At 40.4% G+C, this 6,257-nt stretch carries 4 protein-coding genes; all 4 read right to left on the bottom strand.

Features of this window, described 5'->3' with window-relative positions:
* Nucleotides 1-111: 111 nt before the first annotated feature.
* On the bottom strand, nt 112-2,034 hold the full coding sequence (locus FW774_RS20190) for a sensor histidine kinase (RefSeq protein WP_187774971.1): 1,923 nt from the start codon (nt 2,032-2,034) through the stop codon (nt 112-114).
* A gap of 381 nt (nt 2,035-2,415) precedes the next feature.
* Entirely contained in the window at nt 2,416-3,423 is a 1,008-nt protein-coding gene (locus FW774_RS20180; protein WP_149350339.1) for a glycoside hydrolase family 43 protein, read from the bottom strand.
* 71 nt (nt 3,424-3,494) lie between these two features.
* Nucleotides 3,495-5,615 (bottom strand): beta-L-arabinofuranosidase domain-containing protein, encoded by a 2,121-nt coding sequence (locus tag FW774_RS20175; RefSeq protein WP_187774970.1) that lies wholly within the window; start codon nt 5,613-5,615, stop codon nt 3,495-3,497.
* Between the two features lie 111 nt (nt 5,616-5,726).
* Nucleotides 5,727-6,257 (bottom strand): type IX secretion system membrane protein PorP/SprF (locus FW774_RS20170; protein ID WP_149350335.1); only part of this gene is annotated, 531 nt, incomplete at its 5' end.

Genomic DNA, 6,257 nt, shown 5'->3' with positions numbered 1-6,257 from the left:
TAGTATTATATTTGAAAACAGATGTAGGATTTAATGGCAGTAGGTTTGACCATTTACACAAAATTCTTCACAGGCTCCAACTAACCGTCCAACAAAACCACAACTAAGCAGCTACGCTGGTACAAAAATATTGATCAGCGTACCTTTTCCGGGAGCGGTGTCAATATCTACCGTACCTTTTAAAAATCCTACACGGGAATAAATATTACTTAGTCCAATACCCGTTTTGCTTTTGATCTTTGATTTATCAAAACCTTTACCGTTGTCTTCAATGGTAACTGTCACTCCTTCTTCGTCTTTAAGTAGCTGGATATGGAGCTTATCAGCCTCAGCGTGCTTAATTACATTGTTGACTGTTTCCTGTATTACCCTGAATAATACGGTTTCAACCTGTTCGTCTAAACGCCCATTCAGACCAATAGTTTCCAGGCTTACCCTGATCTTGTCTTTATCAATCTTATTGATGAACTCTTTAACGGCAGACGCCAATCCGGCCTTAATTAATGCATTGGGCATCATCTGATGGGAGATGCTTCGCATTTCATCATAACTTTCGGTTACCAGGGCCAGCGATTGTTCGGCTTTATAGCGTTCTTCTGTATTTAAGCCCAGTTTTTGAAAAAGACTATTCAGGTTCATCAATGCGGCTGATAGCATCTGCCCTACGCCATCGTGCAGGTCGCCTGCAATACGGCGTCGCTCACGCTCCTCCGCATCTAAAATGCCACGGGCGGCCATCTCCTGTTCTTTATTAATGGCTTCCTGTAACACGGCACGAGCTTTCAACTTACGACGATTGTAGATAAAATAAGCGATAGATATAATAAAAATTAACAGGATACCAGCTATTATCAGGCTAATGTTCTTTTGCCTGATCTGTAACTGTTGGATCAGGTTCTTTTGATTCAGCGACTTTATTTGCTGCTCTTTTTTCTCGGTTTCATATTGTGTTTTTAAATCGGAAATTGTTTTATCTGAAGTTTCATTAAATATCTCTTTTTGTACCTGCACATAATCTTGTTGCGCTTTCAGGGCCTGCCTGTAATTACCTGTATCTTCATAACTCCTGCTTAACAAGGGGAGTGTATAATTAAGTCCTTCCTTATATCCTGTTTTTTTAAAAAGCGCCACGGCCTGCGATGCTAAATCAATAGCCTTTTGATTATTACCGGTCTTTTGATAGCAAGTTGCCAGATTAAAGTACGTATCGGCAATCTGCCGGTCGTCTTTAAAAAATTTATCTATCTCAAGTACCTTATAATGATATATAATGGATTTATCATACTGGCCAAGCTCTGTGTAACAATTGGCCATATTGGAATATATCTGAGAAACGCCCCGCTTATCATTTGCTTTTAAGGCTACTTTGATAGCTTTTTCATCTACTTGTAAGGCTTTTGAATATTGTTCTCTGGAAGCGTACACATTGGCCAGCATGTGCATACAATTGATAATAAGCTTATCATTTTTTGTCTTCTCGCCAATTTTCCATCCCTTAATAAGATATTCTTCGGCATCTTTTGTTTTTTGCAGTGTTGCATACAAGCTGCCCAAGCCCAGATAACTGATTCCCAAACCATTGGTATCCCGATTTTTTTCACGAATCCGCAATGCGCTGAGATGATATCTTAAGGAAGAATCCAGCTTACCGGTATTCCAGAAATATATCGCCATCAGATTTATACCCATGGCGTGTACCCGTTCAACCTTGCCCGACGTGGCTGTTTTGCCGGTTAGCGCAGCATAGTGCTTTACCGAATCATATTGCCCCTGAAGCAACCAGTAAATACCATAATTGTAGTATGCAATGGCCTTTCCCTCGGCATTATTATTCTTTTGGGATAAGGCCATCAGCGCTTTGGCCATGTCAAACGCCTTTTGCGGATCAACCGATTGATAATAACGGATCAAGTCTTCATAAGCATGTATTTTAGCATTGACTGTCCGGGCCTGCTGAAGCTCATGGTTCAGGCTGTCTAAACTTTGCCCTGCTGCCAGGCTGCTGTAAAGAAGAATACCGCTTATTAAAATCAAAAAATGAGTTCTACAGGTAATTAAATGCATAATATTACGATGAGCGTTAAAATTCAGATGCCGGTCATTAATACTGCTGCGACCAATCTACCTTTCCCCCGACAATTAACAAAGCAACTAAAAAAATGGATAATGGTAAAGAGTTTTAGTGGACAATGGAGAGTGGACAATGGACAATGGACAATGGATAATGGACAGTTGACAGTTGACAGTTGACAGTTGACAGTTGACAGTTGACAGTTGACAGTTGATAATGAACAATAGATAATGGACAATGGACAATGCCTGTATGGTTCATAGTGGACAGCCCGACAATCTAACAATGCAACAATTGAACAATGTCTAACGATTAAACAACAAGGCTATCGCTATACTCCATACCTAATCACCACTTTGCAGATAATAAAAGCTTGAAGTGTCTGCTTGAAATTCATCCGGGCCGGAGCGCTTTTTAACAAAGTTGACTTTAACAATTCCGGTTAATCGTGGGCTGACTTTTTCATCTGAAAAATGGGTATGAAGCACATAGTATAATTGTCCTTTATCATCGCTTAACACATCGCCGTGGCCGGTGCCATTATGACCTATGTTTTTCCTGCTGATCACCGGGTTACCTGCCACTTTTTCCCAAGGGCCTAACAGGCTTTTACTTACGGCATAGCCAACCGCATAATCCGGGTTACGAAAATCATTGGCACTATAAAACAGGTAATAATAATCCTTGTGCTTGACTACTGTTGGGCCTTCGGTTACCCGCCACCTGGCGTTCCAGGTATTTTCCCAGGGCTGATCGGCTTCGATACATTTGCGCACCGAGCCTTCCTTAATTCCCGAAAGGTCGTCTTTCAGCTCTGCTACATATATCCGGTTAGCGCCATTGGCAACTACTACATAATATAAATATTTCGCCCCTTTGTTATCCATAAAAACAAACGGATCGATTTGTTTTGCCCCATTGCCTAATAGCAACGGTTGTTTTACCGATTGCACAAAAGGCCCTAAAGGACTGTCGCTAACAGCTATTGCAATATGCTCATCGGCGGTATAGGCCATATAAAACTTCTTCTTGTACTGAAATACCTGCGGCGCCCAAAAGTGGGATTCCCCAAAAGCATCTCCTTTTTTAAGGGCATAGCCCTCGGCAACTCCTTTAGGTTTCTGCCACGTTTTCAGATCGGTTGAGGTATAAACCACAAATCCCTGACTGGTTTGCTTGCTGCCACCAGTTCCATACAGGTAATACATGCCTTTATGATGAAAAATGGTTGGGTCTGCCAGATGAATGTAGTCATGGTCAATATCTTTTTGGAGCGATTGCCCTTTTAAATCGACTGAGAAAAACAGGCAAACCAAAATCAAATTGCGAAATACTGTTTTGAAAATTATCATAACCTTATACTGCAATAGAAAACATAATAATTCGCGTTAAAAATGCATAAAAAGTTAGGCAACTAATACGATTAAGGAAGTACTTCAAATTTAACAACATTAACAAATGTACCTTTTGACTGAGGGTTTTTCTCATCTAAAACCAATAATACCATTTTGTGTGTGCCAACTGCCAAACTACTGTATTGTTTTTCTAAGTAGGAGGAGCCAGGTTTATAACCATTTGCCGAAGCATTAAATGTATCTATAACATCCGTACCTTTACCGTCAATTATTATTTGTGCTTTACCTGAATTACGGTATCCATCCAAATAAACCTTAATACCAGTACCTGTAAAGGTTGTACTTATACTAGCTCCTTTTTCATTGCTAAAAATTGGTCCCCGCCCCTGCTTCCAGTCGCCATTATATACCAAGTCTTTTTGCAATACTATATTCTTTACAACAGAGTCGATATATAAAGTGTAGGCTTCATTGGGAGAAAACTGATAATACGGGCGTAGTATAAGGTCTGAATGGTTTTTAATACGATAATTTAACGGTTTACCGGAAATGGGGATAAATTGTTCCGAAATAGATTTCGATACTACAATATCTTCAGGATAAGGGTTTGACGCGTTAACAGCCATTGCAACCGGACCATACATGAATGCGGCAGGGTAAGGTTTTGAACCATCAAGGCGGTCAATGTATAATTTCATAGGAAAAGTAATTTTTACCTGATCGTTATCTAACCAGAGACGTTTTATCTGCATCCAGTTATTGACTAATTTCGGTTTTATAGCTTTTCCATTTACTGAAATAACCGGCATTGTTTCAGCCCATAAAGGTTTACGAAAGCTTAAAGTTGTTTCTATACCGCCTTTTTTAACATTCAGTTTAATTAGGGATATGTTATTTTCGGGAAAATTTGTTTGTTGGGTTACCGATATGCCATGCCATGTTGCATAAGAAGGCGTATATAGATTCACATATAACCCATCATTATTTTTGAAATAAACCATGTCGGTATATTCTGCCACAGCTTCAGGGCGAGTACCCGTACAACAAGTCCAACCGACGTGATGATTATGCCTGGTTCCTTCACGAGGGTTATAATCTGAATAATATTGAACTCTTCCATCCGGCGACATGGAGATATTTGCACCAATACCATTCATCGTCATTTTCTCTATCCAGTCGCCATATCGGGCATCTCCGGTTATCATTATCAGATATTTACTAAGTTTAAATATGGCCCATGAACCGCATTGGGTCTCAAAAGTATTATGGGTAGTTTCTAAGGTTTTTATTAATTCATTCTTCGGTAATAAGCGTTCATCCGGACCAAATCCTCCTGTTGCAAAACACTGTTCTTTCCAAAAGAAATTATAGGCATTTTTTATAATTGTTTTGTACTTTTCATTGCCGCTTACCAGGTAAGCAGCGGCAGCACTGCTCAACGTATTTAAATGGCTATAGGCATGATGCCTCCGCTCTCCCACCGGCGGAACTCCGGTAAGGTAATAATTCCAGTAATCAGTATACTCCCATATTTTTCCAAAGTCAAGATATTTTTTATCTCCTGTTACACAGTATGCCCGATACAGGTTTTCTGATAAAGTATACCATTCTGATTGGGTCTGACCGTATATCCGATCCCGGTTCAAATTTTTCACAGCCCAGTCTGTAATAATACTTAATTGTTTCAAGGCATTTTTATCTCCCGCAAACACGTACGCATCTACCAGTCCACCAACCATTTTCTCATATACATAATGTGGCGCATTAGGTTTAGACGAATAAAAAAAGTATCCGTTGGCATCAATAGTTTTCGCCCATTCTTCAACAAGAAAGTTTACTTTGTTTTTCAATGCTTGGTTACCTGAAACAGCATACAAGCGACTCATTCCACTTAAAAACTGGCCAAACACATGAAAAATATCATTGGTATACCAGCCTCCCAAATCCCTGGCTCCATAAGTTGGTAAACCAGCCCGCTGTCTGAAGCCTTTTAACAAATCATTATCAGGAATAGCCAGATAATATGCCACAACCTCGTCAAACTGGTGTTTAAGCGGGCTATCTAACAGTTTTACTTCATTGTACTCAAAAGGAGCTAACAGCAATTTATTTTTATCAAAAACTTGCTGCTGTGCATACAATTCTACACATAGACAGACTAAAACAGTAAAACCAATTAACTTTTTCACAGATTTAAACAGCATGATAATGGAGAATGAAAATGGGTATGAAAGAGTAAAAATTAAAAATGTCTCCCAAATTTGATAAAACAAACTTGGGAGACATGATCAACTTCCGGCTTACCACACTGATAATTTTTTACCAAACACAGGTGCAAACGTATATGACAGAGTGATCTCATTACCGCCACGGTAAATGCCGTCTGTTTTGCCGGATGACATTTCACGGGTGTAGCCTACTTGTAGTTGCTTGATGCGTACTCCGGCATTGAAGGTGTAGGCCAGATCGTTCCGGTAACCTGCTCCTACCCAGAAGGTATTGCTCAATACGCCTTTCAACTGGCCTTCGGCTACGCCTTTCTGATTCTTATCGTACCGGTATATACCGTTGATGATCAATCCGATGGATGGGGCTACTTCTCTGCGGTAGCCTGCCTGTACAATATGTTGCATGGCGGAGGAGGCTGCGATGCCTTGATTGCCGTTGTCGTCTTTTTGTACAACGTCGGTCAGGGCGTAGGCTACGTAGTAGTCTCCACCGGTCAGCGCTACGCCCAGGTTTACACCATAGCGGTTGGTATTGTTATCGCCATTGACCAAGGCCATGTAGCTGGGATCGCTGTTATCATCGAGCAGCAGCTTATCGTTATC

This window comes from Pedobacter sp. BS3 (genome assembly GCF_008274585.1).
Taxonomy (GTDB): domain Bacteria; phylum Bacteroidota; class Bacteroidia; order Sphingobacteriales; family Sphingobacteriaceae; genus Hufsiella_A.
This window is presented reverse-complemented; position numbering and strand designations above follow the sequence as displayed.

What these genes read in the sequence shown, in the direction of transcription:
- FW774_RS20180 (WP_149350339.1), bottom strand. Translation starts at nt 3,423, where the DNA reads ATGATAATTTTCAAAACAGTATTTCGCAATTTGATTTTGGTTTGCCTG.